Source organism: Sporosarcina sp. So3-204 (assembly GCF_058068165.1).
Genome location: NZ_CM176485.1, coordinates 420,826 through 436,017 on the forward strand (window position 1 = coordinate 420,826; position 15,192 = coordinate 436,017).

Sequence of the window (15,192 nt, forward strand, 5' to 3'; positions counted from 1 at the left end):
TCCTATACTGGGCTAATTAAAGGAGTTCAAACGAATGAATTACAGTTACGAGGAATTTATTGAAGACTTAGATACAGGAAGAGAGATTCATTTTATTTATAGAAATGAAAATTACTATATAGGTGCTGGAACAGGTAGATTTATGTTTTGGAAGTTCTATGATCCTGCAAGTGAAATTATAGGAGAAGATGGCGAGGATTTACTTCGAAAAGTTATTCTTGATGGGAAACAAATAAAGGAAGTATGGAACTTAATAGAGATTGATGGTATTTTCTAGATAATGAGTTGTTCAACCAGCAATCGGGGGCATTAACTGAACATGGTTGTGCAAGTATCGGGCCATATTATCAAATAGGAGGTCATTAAATGGATGCTTTTATGTTAGAGGGATGGACGCCCATATTACTAGTCGGAATAGCATTTGCTATTGTCATTTTCCTTGTATCCCTTAAAGTTTCAAGGAAAACGTTGTTTAAAGTTTCCAACGTTTTAAGTTTAATCTGCATCGTGGCGGTTATTTACAGCATAGTTTTTATTGGTGGATGGGAAGGTCTGGGAGTAGGAGCTGTTACAGTTTGTATTTTAATAGGAATATGGATAGGCACCGTTCTTGGTATTACTTTTAAAAAACAAAGATGATTTACTCAAGTAACGGGTGCGATAACTGCATAAGGGCTGGCATTCAATCGGGCTAGAAAGGAGCAAATCAGGATGGAATTCAATATTGGAAACGGTGCTTCCATTGTTCTACCTTCTTTCCCTATTACGATTATCTCAATTATAATAATTATTCTTTTAGTAAGGTGGAGCAAACAATTAGAAACACGACGTTTCACAATTTTCTTTTACTTTCTAATTAGCACTTGGATTACTCCAGTTTTTTCTCGCAGTACAGAGGAAGGGGTTTTTGAGCTATGGCTTCCCTTGGGATTTATAGTAGTTTTCATTTATTTGTTTCGTAGTGAAAGGAACCATCCAGTTAAAATGAAAGCAAGTATTTTAGGACTTTGTATAGCATTATATCTGATGATTCTTCAATACGTTGGGTAGTTTTTTGGTAATCCGCAAACGGGGGCGATAATTGAACACATCTGTGCCACAATCTAATCCAAAGCTAAAGAAGTATAAGGGGGAAATTCTGATGGAACCTTCTTTATTTGAAGAACGTATTCTTCAACTTGAAAAGCAGTTGATGAGTTATGAATATGAAGAATTAAACACACTTCTTGCAGATGACTTTATGGAATTTGGAAGCTCTGGAAGCGTATATGATAAAAAGGTACAACTTGACGCGGCTAACAATAGGGTTACGCCTATTAGTACAAATCAAATCACAATTACAAACTTTAAAATCAAATTATTATCCTCAGACGTTGTTTTAGCAACGTATCGAACATTGAGACATAGCGATAGTAAACTTGTGCTAAGAAGTTCTATTTGGAAATTAAGCGAAAGTAAATGGCAAATGATGTTCCGCCAGGGAACCCCTACTACTTAATATGTTTTCACAAAGAACATTGGATTAGAATGTGAAGTGCTGTTCTAAAGTAATCGGGTGCTTTAACGGTAGAAGGTTAGTACCTTAATCGAGCCATTTTTATATTTAATTTAACTAATAAAGATATTAGGATTGGGAGGAGTATAGTGAAGTTACTTTTTCTTTTTATAATTTTAATAATTGTAGTTTTACTATTAGAAAAGCTCTTGAACAGGTTGTTTAGTGTAGAAAAAAAGAGTCTTGCAGAAACACCTGGTAAAAGAATCGACCAATGGGGTAGAGGTATTATAGCAGTCATTTCATTATGTTGTCTTCCTTTTGTCGTGGGAGAGAATACGAATATAACGAAGTGGTTTTTCACCATTTTCGTCATGGTAGTATTTGGTTTTCAATTTATTTTAGAATGGAGATATCTGAGGAATTCTAATAAACATATAGTCACATTTGCTTTTCTTTTGTTAAGTGTAATTATAATGTACAACCTGGAATATTTACTTAAGATATTCTGATGAAAACCTGCGTAGATATTCAAGAATCTGGGTGCGTTTAATGCATAAGGACAGGGCTGCAATCTGGGCCTTTTCTTGAAAACCGATGCCATTGGCAATAGAGAAGATTATGCAAAAAGTTGGGGAAGAAATTTATGTCGCTGTTAAAACGTTTTGCGTTTTGGTTACCTGTAATGGCAGTCGTTCACTACATATTTGAATTGTTGTGGAACCCAGTTAAAGACATAGTGCTCGCCTTCGATCCCTTGCTAACAAAAGTATTTGGATTGCTTAATAGTAATGGTTTTTTGTATGATAACGAAAATTTTAAAATCCTTTTTTCAGGCTTTTTTGTGCACTTTTTCTTGTGGTTAATATACGGCATTATTATTGATTACATTATCAATGTGTTATTTAGGGAAAATAGAAAAGATGAATAAGGTGATAGCAAATAAAGCAGGGAGTGGGGAAATGGGTAAAACAATAGTTAGGGCTTGCTGAGACCGACACACCAGTTTACAGACGATACTTTATGTTGCTATTTGTTTTATGGGGTATAGGATTTTCATTACAATTTAAGAAGCGTATGAAGGTCGTAGGGCTTGTTATAACGTTCGTTCCGGCTATATACTACTTGTTCCTGTTTTTACGAGTATCGTTTTGTTAATCCTCAATCGATGGCAGTTGAAGTAGAAGGACCGCTCCTTTTATTGGTCTTTTTCAACGTAATTAAGGTGGCATAACTTTGAAATTGTGCCACCTTAATTGTAAGTGTCGATTTATTTAGGGTTTTATAAATATCCTAAAAGCCATACAAGAGTGAAAATGGATTTTGAATTAGCGTACTTCAATTAGCGCCAAAAGGGTACCTATTGCAAATCCAAGAATTTGGCGTGATTAGCAAGGTGAATGTCGTCCTTTGCTAGTTACAGAATGACAATGGGAAGTTACTATTATAATTAATCCGGCAAGACACAATCTTAATTAGTGATTATGTAGATAGCTAAAGGAGGCAGTATGTATGACGATCAATAGTCGTATTAAAATGCCGTTAGGATTTTGGGATGGGTTACGTCAATTAGGAATTGCAGCCCAAGACGTGGTTCGAAAAGCAAGACTACCGCTCACTATTATTACTGAACCAGTTGTCACTACTGCCCAATACTTCGCAATCTGGCAGGCGTATTCCAATCTCGTGGATGATACTTCCAAAGGTATCATTAAGCTTGCGACCGCCTTTGAAACAGCACATTATCCACCGTCCGTTTTAACGGCTTATCACGCTCGTGACTACCGCGATGCTCTAAACCGAATTGCCCGGTACAAACAACTGTGTCCTCCTGAAAAATTACGCATTACCGAGGAAGGCGAGCGCTGTACAATCGAACTGGAATGGTCGTATACCGAGCAACCCGGTCCGCCGATACTCGTGGGTATCACGTTGGCGTTCCTCTTGGAGCTAGGGCGTCGGGGAACGGGTCAACCATTGACGGCGAATTTTGTCGAATTTTCACACCTAATGGGCGATGTGAAGACACTTGAAGATTACTTCGGCTGCCCTGTCCGGATGGGTTCGAATTGCAATCGGTTGACGCTACATCGAAGAGATTTGGACCGTTATTTTGTTTCGTATAATGCAGAGTTACTGGAAATTCTGACTCCCGTACTGGATCAATCATTAGGTGAGCAACAAGATAGTCGCTCAATCACAGAGATGGTCAAGTGGATCATAAAACATAGCCTAGCAGGAGGTCGCCCAGACATTCAGACTATTGCTAGAGAAATCGGCATGAGCAATCGTACCTTGCAGCGCCGGCTTTCGGAAGAAGGGACAAGTTTCAAGAGTCTGTTGACTCAAACACGACACAATCAGGCACGAGAGTACTTGAGAGATTCATCGCTTGATATTAAAGAAGTGGCATTTCTGATTGGATATGAAGACCAAAACTCGTTCTATCGCGCCTTCCACCTTTGGGAAGGTGATACTCCTTCAAACTGGCGTATTGAACATGTAGGTACCAGCCCAATCAATTAATTTTGTCTAGAAAGTAAGTATTGAAAACTGGATTAAAAGGGGAAATATATAATGGATATGGGATTAAACAATAAAACAGCATTAGTTACAGGGTCGACGAAAGGTATAGGTAAAGCAATTGCGATTGAACTTGCCAAAGAAGGTGTTAATGTTCTAATTAATGGACGGAATTATGAAGAGGTAGAACAAATTGTAAATGAAATTAAATCCGATTTCCCTGCTACCTCTCCTCAAAATGCTACAGCCGATATTGTGGATGTTCAACAAAGAGAGGATTTATTCGAAAAGTACCCCGATATTGATATTTTAGTTAACAATATGGGTATTTATGAAATTATGCAATATGAGGACGTTGACGATGAAGTATGGATTAAATATTTTCGTACTAATGTTCTTGCTGCAAATGGATTATCTAAATTTTATTTACCTAAAATGATGAATAAAGATTATGGCCGCATCATCTTTATCGCGAGTGAAGAAGCAATTATGCCATCGGGACAAATGCCTCAGTATTGTATGACAAAGTCCATGCTATTATCATTGTCAAAAAGCTTATCTAAATTAACAGTAGGAAAAGAAGTTACAGTCAATACAATCATGCCAGGACCAACGTTGTCTGAAAATGTACAAAAAATAATAGAGGGGATCTACACTAATGAAGATATGACTTTTTCGGAAAAAGAGAAAGACTTTATGACTAAAAATCTACCCCAATCTGAAATACAGCGATTTATCAAGCCAATTGAAATAGGTAGACTCGCTACATTTGTATGTAGTCCTTATTCATCCGCATTTAAAGGGTCCCCAATCCGTATGGACGGGGGAATGATACCGACTATTTTTTAACACTCTTCTATTTCGAGAATTAGAAAAAAAGAAAAGAAGAAGGTACCTATGAAAGAAACTATCGTGTTTGTTTAGTATACATGTCAGTTTCACACACAGGTACCTTTCAATTTATACCTACGTCTATTATTAGGTGTGGGTTTTTCAACATTGCTATTTGGAGAGTGTAATTGTTTCTTGCATGAGTTCATTTAAATATAAGGTATTCAATTTATCATTCAAGAGGAGTCCGATAACTTGCTGGAGTTTTGGTACAATATAGTAGATATGTTGATTTCGTATGTCAACAATAATCGAGGGCATTTCTTGAAGAGGAACTGCACCCTTTTCAGTAATAGGGCCATTTTGCGAAATAGTTTATGCTTGGAGGTGAAGCAATGAAAACTGCATTTCTAATTCTTGGTATGAGTATGACAATAATCTTTGGTGGAGGATTTCTTATTCGTTTAATAAGAGATTCTGACTTTTACATCGCTGAATTCATAGTAGGGATTATAGGCATTATTATGTTAATTTCTATGATATTTGTTAAAGGCGAATCGAAATCTCCTGACAATAAATATGTGCAATAAACGGGGGCGATTCTCGCATAAGAATTTGCCCATGAACTATATAAAAGTCAGATAGTTTTTTGTCATTAGTGTTGAATTGCATTCTTGAAATAAATAGTAGGAGTTGATTATTATTTGGTGGAAAATATTAATAGTTTCTTTTGCAGTATTAGGGGGACTTATGCTTTCTATTACCAGTAATAATTTAGGAGTGCAAGGTAGTAAAATTATGAACATAATTGGAGCGGTGTTTTTAGTAGGAGCAGTGGTATTGGCTTTTCAAAAAAGTAGGAAGAATTAATTGTATATAGCTATTAAGGCGATTGCTGTACATGTAACTGCGCCAATATCGCAAAGGGGCCATGATTATTGAAAAATTAAAATACAGGAGTGATCTTATGGTTGGAAAGAAAAAGGCATTAATTATAGTTGATGTACAAAAGGCTTTCGAAAACAAAAAGTGGGGTGAACGCAATAACCTCAACGCGGAAGAAAATATCAGTCATATCCTAAAATTATGGAGGGAGAAGGACTGGTTGGTGATACATATACAACATACTTCCGATAATCCTAGCTCAGTATTTTATCCGGAGAATGAAGGTTTTGCAATTAAAGAAATAGTAGAACCTATTGGTGAAGAAGTAGTCATTGAAAAGAAAGTAAACAGTAGCTTTATTGGTACAAATCTGGAAGGTTTTTTAAAAGACAATGAAATATCACAAGTTGTTATTACTGGTTTGACTACGCCGCATTGTGTGTCAACGACTACAAGAATGAGTGGCAATTTAGGTTTTGAAACATATTTGATTTCTGATGCAACAGCTGCTTTCGGCTTGAAGGATCAAAATAATATATACTACGATGCTCAAACTATACACGATGTATCTTTAGCTACAATAAATGATGAATTTGCTAAGGTACTTACAACAAATCAATTGATTAATGAATTTCTAGTCTAACTCTATTAACGTGTGCTATTCAGGAACAAGGATTTGCCCCAATTTCAATATTTGGGAATTGTTAATTGGAGGTGCTTATTATGACGGAATACTTAAAGAAAAGAGTAATGAATTTTATATCTGTATTTGTTTTCCTTTTAATTGGATTTTTTATTGGTGGACTTATATTTGAAACACCAGATTATAAAACTGCAATTTTCGCTATTTCATTTGGATTAATAATTGGAGAGTTAGTTGTCTTTATGAAATGGCGAAAAAGAGAAAAAGAAGAGGTAAACTTTTAAGCAATTGGGTGCGATTATGGCACAAACTTTATGCCATTAACGGGCCACTTTGCGGAAAAAATAAAAGAAAAAAGTTTCATTTAGAAAGTTGGTAAATAAATGATTCCATTAGTATATGACCAAATTAATGGCTGGGGCAAAGACGATGAATTCTTTTTAGGGCTCCTGAATAAGGTAAATGCTAAAAAAATAGCTGATTTGGGTTGTGGAACAGGAAGACTGACAACTCATTTTGCGAAAGTAGGATATCATATTACAGCTATTGACCCGAATGAAGAAGCGATTGAATATGCGAAAAGTAAGGAATATCCAGACGTAGTGACTTGGATTGTTGGTGATAGCACAAATTTACAACCAAATGCGTTCGATGCTGTAATTATGACTGCAAATGTTGCACAAGTATTTCTTACAGAGGATAGTTGGCAGAACGTCATTTCAGATGTATATCGAGCATTAAAATCTGGAGGGCACTTTATTTTTGATACACGTAATCCATTAGCGAAAGCATGGGAACAGTGGGAAAAGGATCAAACTCCTGATGTTGCAACGGATCAGCTGAGCGGTGAACCTCTTGAAATTTGGACGGAATACGAGGGGTTCGTAGAAGATGTATTTACGTTTTATGAAACTGTGAAAAATGCACGTACGGATGAAGTAGTTATTCGTGAAAAAATGCAATTAAGATTCCGAAACCAAGAAGAGATTTATGAATCATTACACCAAGTAGGTTTTTCACAAATTCAAACCTATGGAGATTGGGAGTTTAAACAGGCAACTGAGGTAACAAAATCATTTATTTTTCACGGTGTAAAATAAATAAGGGGTTTCTCCGTATGTCAGCCGAGCACGCTAACAAATAAAATACCGGCCATTATAAAGCAATCGGGGGATGATTGTGGAACAAGTGATACGAAATTTATATTAGGAAATACGGTAAGTAAAAAACGCACAGGCGTAATAGTTTGTGCGTTTTCTTTTGCTTTTTCTATAGTTAATTCATGTATAAAACGCATGCTAAATAGGTTGTTATTTGACTTGTTATTGTCGTTTTTCTAACCATCAACCGATCCCGTTAATATTGTTTGCGGGTTTTATTTTTTTATGAATAATGAGATATCCTAATAATGGGTTTTAAACAATTACCCATTACTGGTTGATTGTAGTGGAAAGCGTCCGCCTGGAACGGAAATTAACGGCGTTGCTAATTGTAATACGTATCAATGTTATCCGAATACAAAATTCACTAAAATAACGAAACTTTTGAAAATTTTCATTGACTGAATGCTCATTCATATTTTACAATAGAAAATAGAGTATCGACTGAACTACAATTATCTACTACACTAGAGAACAAAGAGTCATTACAAGAAAGGGGAGAGGAAGAATGAACCCATTGCTAATTGCCAATTGGATATTATTTTTAGGCGTTGTTACATACGCACTTGCTTTGTTCACCCATCTATTAAAAACGAGGTACCAATTTATTAAGCTTGGACGCAAGGTAGAGTTTGATGAAAATGTTGCTGATCGTCTACGCAACATTTGGGTGTATGTCTTCGGGCAGAAAAAGTTGTTGAAAGATAAAAAGAGTGGAACGATTCACGTCATGTTTTTTTATGGCTTCTTACTTGTACAATTCGGCGCAATAGACCTCGTATGGAAAGGGTTAAAGCCAGGTTCACATTTACCATTAGGACCTATCTACGGCGCATTTACTTTTTTTCAAGAGATTGTCGTACTGACCATTTTAGTCGCAGTCGTTTGGGCATTTCACCGCCGCTACGTTGAAAAACTTGTTCGTTTGAAACGCGGTTGGAAATCTGGACTTGTTCTTATTTTTATCGGTGGCTTAATGCTATCGACACTTTTAGCGAACGGAATGAATATGATTTGGCAAGGGCATGAATTGACTTGGACTGAGCCTGTCGCGTCTTCCATTGCTTTTGTATTTGGTAGTATCCCATTAATCGCAGCAGCTACTGTATTTTTCATAGGTTGGTGGATTCATTTATTAATTCTATTAACATTCTTAATCTATGTGCCGCAATCGAAGCATGCACACTTAATCGCAGGTCCGGTGAATACATATTTTCACCGTCTTGATAATGTGGGTAGACTTATCCCGATTGATTTTGAAGCGATGGAAAATGCTGAAACAGAAGAAGATATGCCGGCTCTCGGAGTTGGTAAGATAACGGATTTCACACAATTACAAATGATTGATTTTTATGCTTGTGTTGAATGTGGTCGCTGTACGAATATGTGTCCAGCAACTGGAACAGGTAAGATGCTGTCTCCAATGGATTTGATTACAAAACTTAGGGATAATTTAACGAATACGGGCGCACTGATGACGAAACAAAAACCATGGGTACCCGCACAAATGTTCAAAAACACTGAAGGTAACCAAATTGCTTTTGCAGCAGGACTTGAAGGCGCGACGATGGATGATATTTATAGCCCTTCATTAATCGGCGATATCATTACAGAAGAAGAGATATGGGCATGTACGACTTGTCGTAACTGTGAAGACCAATGTCCAGTTATGAACGAGCATGTTGATAAGATTATTGATCTTCGCCGCCATCTTGTTATGGTTGAGGGTAAAATGGATCCTGATGCACAGCGCGCAATGACGAATATTGAGCGTCAAGGAAATCCATGGGGCTTGAATCGTAAAGAGAAAGAGAAATGGCGCGACGGGCGACCGGATCTTCATATTCCAACTGTAAAAGAATTAAATAAAGCCGGTGAAGAGTTCGAGTACCTTTTATGGGTAGGTTCAATGGGTGCATTCGACAATCGTTCACAAAAGATTGCTCAATCATTCGTTCACCTCATGAATAAAGCAGGCGTTAAATTCGCAATTCTAGGCAATAAAGAAAAGAACTCTGGAGATACACCGAGACGTCTCGGTAATGAGTTTTTATTCCAAGAACTAGCTGAAGCGAATATTCAAGAATTTGAAAAAGCAGGCGTCACAAAAATTGTTACAATTGACCCGCATGCTTACAATATCTTTAAAAATGAATACCCAGATTACGGTTTTAAAGCAGAAGTCGTTCACCATACGGAAATGCTATTTGACCTCGTGCAAAAAGGGATTTTAAAACCTGAACATCCAATTAATGAAACGATTACGTTCCATGATTCTTGTTATCTAGGCCGTTACAATGATGTCTATGATCCACCTCGTGAAATCCTAAAAGCGATTCCAGGCGTCAATCTTGTTGAAATGAAACGTAATAAACAAGACGCGATGTGCTGTGGTGCTGGTGGAGGACTCATGTGGATGGAAGAAGATTCAGGTCACCGCGTTAACGTTGCGCGTACAGAACAAGCAATAGAAGTAAGCCCGGGCATTATATCATCGGGTTGCCCATACTGCTTGACAATGTTGTCTGACGGAACGAAGGCGAAAGAAGTAGACGATAAGATTGGCACTTACGACATCGCTGAACTGTTGGAGCGTTCAATCTTTGGGGAAGATTTTAAACCTGCTACAGAAGAAGTAGAATTAATGGTACAATAGGAGAATCATATTGCTGAACTATCAGTATTGTTGTACAATTAGAATAACTAAAAGAGAGTGTTTACGCTCTCTTTTTTCATTAACAAGTAGTCGAGCGAGCGTTCAGTCATTGGGATTAATGGGAACATCGCGGATATCCGACAGACTTAGATTTATATCGGCGGATACTGAGCAGATATCGGACAGTTTCGCAATTATATCGGCGGATTTAGAGCAGATATCGGACAGTTACAAGATTATATCGACGCTTATGACATACATATCGGCAAATCATTACCTTATACCTACTAAATAAAATACTTAATTACAAAAAGTGGAGGCGATTCAGATGAGGAAAACAGTCATTCTTGATGGAGCACGTACATCTTTTGGTAAATTCGGTGGTTCTCTAGCAACCCTTTCAGCAAGCGATCTAGGTGGTATCGCGATTAAAGAAGCGATGCAACGCACGGGCGTGAAATCAGATGAAGTTGATGAAGTAATACTTGGAACAGTCCTACAAGCTGGCCAAGGGCAAATCCCATCAAGACAAGCTGCGACAAAGGCGGGCCTTCCTTGGTCAGTTAAAACTGAAACAATCAATAAAGTTTGCGCTTCTGGTATGAGAAGTGTCACGTTAGCAGACCAGTTGATTCGCCTTGGGGATGAAGAAGTAATCGTTGCGGGTGGTATGGAATCGATGTCAAACGCACCTTATTATTTACCAAAAGGACGCTTCGGCTTGAAAATGGGTGATGCCCAGTTAATAGACGGCCTCATTTATGACGGGCTCTCTTGTTCATTCTCACCTGATCGTGTCCATATGGGCACTTACGGCAATAAAACAGCGGCTGAATTTGGACTTACACGTGAAGCGCAAGATGCTTGGGCTTTGCGCAGTCATGAACGTTCACTAAATGCGATTGATAATGGTTTATTTGCAGAAGAAATTGTGCCAGTTGAAATTACACAACGACGCGGTGATGCATTAATAGTCGAAACAGATGAAGCGCCGAGGCGTGATACTTCTCTTGAAACACTTGCGAAATTACGTTCGGCATTTGGTAAGGACGGTACAATTACAGCGGGTAACGCACCTGGCATAAATGACGGGGCATGTGCACTTGTACTTATGAGTGATGAACGTGCAAAATCTGAAAGTAAAACAGTGCTTGCTACGATTATTGGTCATGCAGAAGTAGCGATTGAACCTGAAAACTTTCCACAAACACCAGGTCTTGTCATTAATCGTTTGCTAAATAAAACAGGTAAAACACTAGAAGATATTGATTTATTTGAAATAAATGAAGCGTTCGCTGCAGTTGCGCTTGCGAGTTCGCAAATTGCTAAATTAGATCCAGAGAAAGTAAATGTTAACGGCGGAGCAGTTGCGCTTGGTCATCCGATTGGTGCGAGTGGTGCGAGGATTATTTTAACACTTGCTTATGAACTAAAACGTCGTGGTGGTGGAATTGGTATTGCGGCAATTTGTTCAGGTGGCGGTCAAGGCGATGCAATCATGATTGAAGTACCAAAAACGGGGGGATCTAATGATGGAAATTAAGGAGATAATGGTAATAGGTGCTGGACAAATGGGTGCCGGAATTGCGCAAGTATGTGCACAAGCTGGTTATAAGGTTTTGCTAAATGATATAAGTGAAGCGTCATACGATAAAGGGATTGCGATAATTACGAAAAACTTAGCACGCAATGTCGAAAAAGAACGCATGAACGAAACGGAGAAAGCGGATACATTAAGCCGTATTACAAAATCACTTGATTTAGCTGATGCGTCTTCTGTTGACCTCGTTATTGAAGCAGCTGTTGAAAATATGGAAATCAAAAGAACGATTTTCGCTAAGCTTGATAAAATTGCGCCAGCACATGCGATTTTGGCGTCAAATACATCATCACTTCCGATTACAGAAATTGCAGCTGCAACAAATAGACCTGAAAAAGTCATTGGTATGCACTTTATGAACCCTGTTCCTGTAATGAAATTAGTCGAGATTATTCGCGGGCTGGCAACAGCAGATGATGTCTATCAATCAATTGAAGAGATGACGAAGAAGTTAGGAAAGGTTCCGGTCGAAGTAAATGACTTCCCTGGATTTGTCGCAAACCGAATTTTAATGCCGATGATTAACGAAGCAATTTATACACTTTATGAAGGCGTGGCAACAGAAGAAGCGATTGATGAAGTGATGAAACTCGGTATGAATCATCCAATGGGACCGCTTCAACTAGCAGACTTCATTGGACTCGACACTTGTCTATATATTATGGAAACATTGCATGAAGGATTTGGAGATTCTAAATACCGTCCTTGTCCACTGCTCAGAAAGTACGTGAAAGCAGGCTGGCTAGGTAAGAAATCAGGTCGTGGATTCTATGACTATCGTTAAAATTTTGATTCGAACAAGTAGGAGTGTTTAATAGATGGATTTACAATTAACCGAAGAACAGCGAATGATGCGCGATATGGTACGTAATTTTGCGAAAACTGAAATAGAGCCTTTTATTCCAAGAATGGAAGCCGGGGAATTTCCTAGAGAGATTCTTGAGAAGATGGGCGAGCTTGGGTTAATGGGCATTACGGTGCCTGAGCAATACGGGGGAGCAGCAATGGATTTTCTTTCGTATATCTTAGCAATTGAGGAATTGTCGAAAGTAAGTGCTGTCATAGGTGTAATTTTATCTGTTCACACATCCGTTGGCATAAACCCGATTATACAATATGGGAATGACACACAAAAAGAGCACTACTTACCGAAAATGGCGAGCGGAGAATACCTCGGTGCTTTTTGTCTAACTGAATCATCTTCAGGTTCTGATGCAGGTTCACTAAAAACACGTGCCGTAAAAAATGGCGATGAGTACGTGCTGAACGGTTCTAAAATGTTCATTACAAATGGCGGGGAAGCAGATGTTTATATCGTTTTCGCATCCACGAATCCAGCAGAAAAAACATACGGCATATCGGCCTTTATTGTGGATAAAGATACACCTGGGCTGATCATAGGTAAAGACGAACGGAAAATGGGCCTTCACGGTTCTCGTACAGTTGAATTAATATTTGAGAATATGAAAGTTCCGGCAAGCAATCTTCTTGGTGAAGAAGGTCAAGGCTTTAAAATAGCAATGGCTAATTTAGATGTCGGGCGCATTGGCATCGCGGCTCAAGCTCTAGGTATCGCAGAAGCGTCCCTTGAGGCGGCAACAAACTATGCGAAAGAACGGGTGCAGTTTGGCAAGGCAATTTCAGTACAACAAGGCGTGGCCTTTAAACTAGCGGATATGGCAACTGCCGTTGAAGCATCAAAATTACTCGTTTACCGTGCCGCTTGGTTACGAGCTGAAGGATTGCCATGCGGGAAAGAAGCTTCTATGGCGAAATTAATTGCATCAAAAACTGCTGTCGACAATTCAATAGAGGCAGTTCAAGTATTCGGCGGATATGGCTACACAGAAGATTATCCAGTTGAACGTTATTTCCGAGATGCAAAAGTAACGGAAATTTACGAAGGCACGAGCGAGATTCAGCGTATTGTAATTAGTAAAAAACTATTGAGCTAGTATCTGTGTTGAACTGATCTATCTATGTTAATTGACATACTAGTTGATTGGAGTGGAAATCGGCGACTCCAGCGGGAATAGCATGAGCCGAAGACCCCGCAGGAAGAGCCGTTACGTAGAACGGCTTTTGCGACCGAAAAGCGTAGCGTTTGAGAGCACTCTTTTTTCGTGACGAGGAGGCTGAAGCCATGCCCGCGGAAAGCGTCCGATTGAAACGGAAATCAACGGTTTTCAGAGAGCTAGAATGTTTAATTGTACTTATATAGCAAATAAAAACAATAAGGTGGGAAAACAATAATGAACTTTAAACTATCTGAAGAACATGAAATGATACGTAAAATGGTGCGCGACTTTGCAGAAAAAGAAGTAGCACCAACTGCCGCAGAACGAGACGAAGAAGAACGATTTGATATGGATATTTTCAAAAAAATGGCTGAACTAGGCTTAACAGGTATTCCATGGCCTGAAGAATACGGTGGAATTGGTAGCGACTACTTGGCGTATGTAATTGCAGTTGAGGAATTATCACGCGTCTGTGCTTCAACCGGTGTAACACTTTCTGCACACACATCACTTGCAGGTTGGCCAGTATTTAAATATGGAACAGAAGAACAGAAGCAGAAGTATCTTCGTCCAATGGCAGAAGGAACAAAAATTGGTGCATACGGATTAACTGAGCCATCAGCTGGATCAGACGCTGGAAGCATGCAGACATCGGCTAAAGTAGACGGCGATGACTATATCATAAACGGTTCTAAAATCTTCATTACAAATGGTGGAATTGCGGATATTTATATCGTATTCGCTGTGACTGATTCAAGCGGAGCCCGTCCTGAAACAAGCGCGTTTATTGTTGAGAAGGATTTCGAAGGCTTTTCTGTTGGGAAGAAAGAAAGAAAACTAGGGATACGTTCTTCGCCTACAACAGAAATCATGTTTGACAATTGTCGCGTGCCTAAAGAAAATATACTTGGAGAAATTGGCGATGGTTTTAAAATTGCGATGAAAACACTAGATGGTGGACGTAATGGTATTGCAGCACAAGCGGTTGGTATCGCACAAGGTGCATTAGATGCATCTGTAAACTATGCGAAGGATCGCAAACAGTTTGGGAAATCGATTGCGGTTAATCAAGGCGTTAGCTTTAAATTAGCGGATATGGCAACAGCAATTGAAGCTTCAAGACTTCTTACTTATCAGGCTGCATGGCTTGAGTCGAATAACTTATCTTATGGGAAAGCTTCAGCAATGGCTAAACTAATGGCTGGAGATACAGCGATGAAAGTAACGACTGAAGCGGTTCAAGTATTTGGTGGCTATGGTTACACGAAAGACTATCCTGTTGAGCGTTACATGAGGGATGCGAAGATTACACAGATTTATGAAGGCACGCAGGAAATACAGCGCCTCGTAATCTCACGCATGCTGACAAATTGATTGAGTT

16 protein-coding genes are annotated in these 15,192 nt (G+C 38.7%); all 16 read left to right on the forward strand.

Annotation, left to right across the window (positions count from 1 at the left end; all coding sequences use genetic code 11):
- The first annotated feature begins 34 nt into the window (after nucleotides 1-34).
- The 16 genes from AC3RV6_RS02040 (at nucleotide 35) to AC3RV6_RS02115 (ending at nucleotide 15,185) form a co-directional block, all read left to right on the forward strand.
- On the forward strand, nucleotides 35-277 hold the full coding sequence (locus AC3RV6_RS02040) for a hypothetical protein (RefSeq protein WP_489747814.1): 243 nt from the start codon (nucleotides 35-37) through the stop codon (nucleotides 275-277).
- Nucleotides 278-366: 89 nt separating this feature from the next.
- Nucleotides 367-639, forward strand: a complete 273-nt coding sequence (locus AC3RV6_RS02045) for a YesK family protein (RefSeq protein ID WP_489747815.1) — start codon at nucleotides 367-369, stop codon at nucleotides 637-639.
- Between the two features lie 502 nt (nucleotides 640-1,141).
- Entirely contained in the window at nucleotides 1,142-1,498 is a 357-nt protein-coding gene (locus AC3RV6_RS02050) for a nuclear transport factor 2 family protein (RefSeq protein WP_489747816.1), read from the forward strand.
- A 146-nt stretch (nucleotides 1,499-1,644) separates the two neighbouring features.
- Nucleotides 1,645-2,007, forward strand: coding sequence for a DUF4181 domain-containing protein (locus AC3RV6_RS02055; RefSeq protein ID WP_489747817.1), 363 nt, complete (start codon nucleotides 1,645-1,647; stop codon nucleotides 2,005-2,007).
- A gap of 1,000 nt (nucleotides 2,008-3,007) precedes the next feature.
- Nucleotides 3,008-4,021 (forward strand): helix-turn-helix transcriptional regulator, encoded by a 1,014-nt coding sequence (locus AC3RV6_RS02060; protein ID WP_489747818.1) that lies wholly within the window; start codon nucleotides 3,008-3,010, stop codon nucleotides 4,019-4,021.
- A gap of 51 nt (nucleotides 4,022-4,072) precedes the next feature.
- Nucleotides 4,073-4,867 (forward strand): SDR family NAD(P)-dependent oxidoreductase, encoded by a 795-nt coding sequence (locus AC3RV6_RS02065; protein ID WP_489747819.1) that lies wholly within the window; start codon nucleotides 4,073-4,075, stop codon nucleotides 4,865-4,867.
- A 377-nt stretch (nucleotides 4,868-5,244) separates the two neighbouring features.
- Entirely contained in the window at nucleotides 5,245-5,439 is a 195-nt protein-coding gene (locus AC3RV6_RS02070; RefSeq protein ID WP_489747820.1) for a hypothetical protein, read from the forward strand.
- A 103-nt stretch (nucleotides 5,440-5,542) separates the two neighbouring features.
- Nucleotides 5,543-5,719: a hypothetical protein gene (locus AC3RV6_RS02075; protein ID WP_489747821.1), complete on the forward strand. Its 177-nt coding sequence runs from the start codon at nucleotides 5,543-5,545 to the stop codon at nucleotides 5,717-5,719.
- Between the two features lie 97 nt (nucleotides 5,720-5,816).
- Nucleotides 5,817-6,377 (forward strand): cysteine hydrolase family protein, encoded by a 561-nt coding sequence (locus tag AC3RV6_RS02080; RefSeq protein WP_489747822.1) that lies wholly within the window; start codon nucleotides 5,817-5,819, stop codon nucleotides 6,375-6,377.
- Nucleotides 6,378-6,457: 80 nt separating this feature from the next.
- Nucleotides 6,458-6,661: a hypothetical protein gene (locus AC3RV6_RS02085; protein ID WP_489747823.1), complete on the forward strand. Its 204-nt coding sequence runs from the start codon at nucleotides 6,458-6,460 to the stop codon at nucleotides 6,659-6,661.
- Nucleotides 6,662-6,760: 99 nt separating this feature from the next.
- Nucleotides 6,761-7,477, forward strand: coding sequence for a class I SAM-dependent methyltransferase (locus AC3RV6_RS02090; RefSeq protein WP_489747824.1), 717 nt, complete (start codon nucleotides 6,761-6,763; stop codon nucleotides 7,475-7,477).
- Between the two features lie 568 nt (nucleotides 7,478-8,045).
- Entirely contained in the window at nucleotides 8,046-10,193 is a 2,148-nt protein-coding gene (locus AC3RV6_RS02095) for a (Fe-S)-binding protein (protein ID WP_489747825.1), read from the forward strand.
- 328 nt (nucleotides 10,194-10,521) lie between these two features.
- The gene (locus tag AC3RV6_RS02100) at nucleotides 10,522-11,736 is read left to right on the forward strand and encodes an acetyl-CoA C-acetyltransferase (protein ID WP_489747826.1); all 1,215 of its coding nucleotides are present in this window, start codon (nucleotides 10,522-10,524) and stop codon (nucleotides 11,734-11,736) included.
- Nucleotides 11,726-12,577 carry a 3-hydroxybutyryl-CoA dehydrogenase gene (locus tag AC3RV6_RS02105; RefSeq protein WP_489749164.1) on the forward strand — a complete coding sequence of 284 codons (852 nt, stop codon included), beginning with the start codon at nucleotides 11,726-11,728 and terminating at the stop codon, nucleotides 12,575-12,577. The genes AC3RV6_RS02100 and AC3RV6_RS02105 overlap by 11 nt, the downstream gene beginning before the upstream one ends.
- Nucleotides 12,578-12,611: 34 nt before the next feature.
- Nucleotides 12,612-13,748: an acyl-CoA dehydrogenase gene (locus AC3RV6_RS02110; RefSeq protein WP_489747827.1), complete on the forward strand. Its 1,137-nt coding sequence runs from the start codon at nucleotides 12,612-12,614 to the stop codon at nucleotides 13,746-13,748.
- A gap of 297 nt (nucleotides 13,749-14,045) precedes the next feature.
- Nucleotides 14,046-15,185, forward strand: a complete 1,140-nt coding sequence (locus tag AC3RV6_RS02115; protein ID WP_489747828.1) for an acyl-CoA dehydrogenase — start codon at nucleotides 14,046-14,048, stop codon at nucleotides 15,183-15,185.
- The last annotated feature ends 7 nt before the right edge of the window (nucleotides 15,186-15,192 follow it).